This is a genomic window from Pseudomonas sp. (assembly GCF_050739655.1).
Lineage (GTDB): Bacteria > Pseudomonadota > Gammaproteobacteria > Pseudomonadales > Pseudomonadaceae > Aquipseudomonas.
The window spans coordinates 1-1590 of sequence record NZ_JBOIBY010000716.1; the positions used below are offsets into that span (position 1 = coordinate 1).

Sequence of the window (1590 nt, forward strand, 5' to 3'; positions counted from 1 at the left end):
AAGGACTTTTGCTCGTCCCAGAACGACTGGGCGGCGGCTTCGATTTCACGGGGCTGATATTGTTCGTGCATGGCTACTTTTGAACTGAATAGGGGTGGCCTAATCCTCTTCAATGCAACGCTGGACGGTGATCACGCCTATTCGGCGTTTCGGTGTCCAGTCGTGCTGGAAGTGGAGTTACAGGAAGCGCCGTAGCATACATGACCGCACTCTACCGAGGGAAACCCTGATTGCTGCCGCGCGTCTTGCCAAAACCGCTGCGAGGGCCGTTGGTCGCGGCGTTCAGCCGGTTTGTTCATGGAAGCTAAGCTCTAACTGGGGAGTAGGTCTTATCTTCCAATGAGGTGAGGGATGGTTGAGTTACAGCGAAAAGCTACGAAACCGGAGTTGTACGAAAGACTGATTGATCGTCTTGGAATGGCCCTGGAGGCGGCAAGAACCGCTGGCCGGCTGCGTGATGAACGTCCGCTGGAGCTGGAATTGCGTGGCCTGAGCCCCGCAGAGTTTGCTTTGGTCAAGGCGTACCTGGATCGCAGAGAGCGTGAAACACACGGATGCTTGTCCGAGGCAGTGAAGCAACTCGACGCACCACGCTCAGCCAAGATTATCTGGCTCAAGGACAAAATACCTGGCAGAGACGCGGTAAAGGTCCGGTCTCTACAGTTCAAGTAAAGCATCGAGCCATGCTCCAGAGTTTTTTGAAGCATAGTCCTTCCGTATTTATTGTCGCATTGCGTCAACCCACTTAGGCTTCGGGCATCTTCATGGAGATGCTCGATGCCTTTTCGTTATTTCGTGAAACAACTGCTTTTGCCGCCAGGCCTTCTGTTGCTGCTGTTGGCGCTTGCCTGGTGGCTACGCCGCTCAAGGCCCAGGTTGGCCGCCTTGTGTTTTGCCTTGGGCCTGGGTGGTTTTTGGCTGATGAGCTTGCCGATTGTCGTGCAGTGGAGCGCAGAGCTTCTTGAGCGTAATCCCCCGCTGGCATTCGATGAATGGTCGACACTGGCGCAACACGCCGACGCCATTGTGGTGCTGGGTTCGGGGCGTGAGCGGGGCGATCCGGCCTGGGGAAGCGATCAGCCGACCGGCGTGGGTCTTGAACGTCAACGCTATGCCGCACGCCTGGCGAAAGCCTCGGGCTTGCCGATTCTCACCAGTGGCGGCCTGCATTACGGTACGCCGCCCACCGAGGCCAAGCTGATGGCTGATTCATTGCGCGATGATTTCGGCGTGCCGGTGCGCTGGCAGGAAGGGCAAAGCCGCACGACCTGGGAAAATGCGCAATTGAGCGCCGAAATGCTTTTGCCCGAAGGGGTCAAGCGCGTGGTGCTTGTCACTCAGGCCTGGCACATGCCGCGAGCTGTCTGGAGTTTCCAGAAGGCCGGGTTTGAAGTGGTGCCGGCGCCGATGGGCTTTTTAGGTAGGGCGAACGGCCGGCCATTGGGCGGCTGGTTGCCGGAGTTCAAGTCGATCTGGCAGAGCGGGCAGTTGATGAATGAGGCGGTGGGGCAGGTTGGGTATTCGCTTTTTTACCGATGAAAATCAAAAGATCGCAGCCTGCGGCAGCTCCTACAAGGTGAATACAAATCC

2 protein-coding genes are annotated in these 1590 nt (G+C 57.3%); both read left to right on the plus strand.

Annotation, left to right across the window (positions count from 1 at the left end; all coding sequences use genetic code 11):
* The first annotated feature begins 351 nt into the window (after nucleotides 1-351).
* Nucleotides 352-672: a hypothetical protein gene (locus ACRESJ_RS33920; protein WP_431761781.1), complete on the plus strand. Its 321-nt coding sequence runs from the start codon at nucleotides 352-354 to the stop codon at nucleotides 670-672.
* Between the two features lie 105 nt (nucleotides 673-777).
* Nucleotides 778-1539, plus strand: coding sequence for a YdcF family protein (locus ACRESJ_RS33925; RefSeq protein WP_431761782.1), 762 nt, complete (start codon nucleotides 778-780; stop codon nucleotides 1537-1539).
* The last annotated feature ends 51 nt before the right edge of the window (nucleotides 1540-1590 follow it).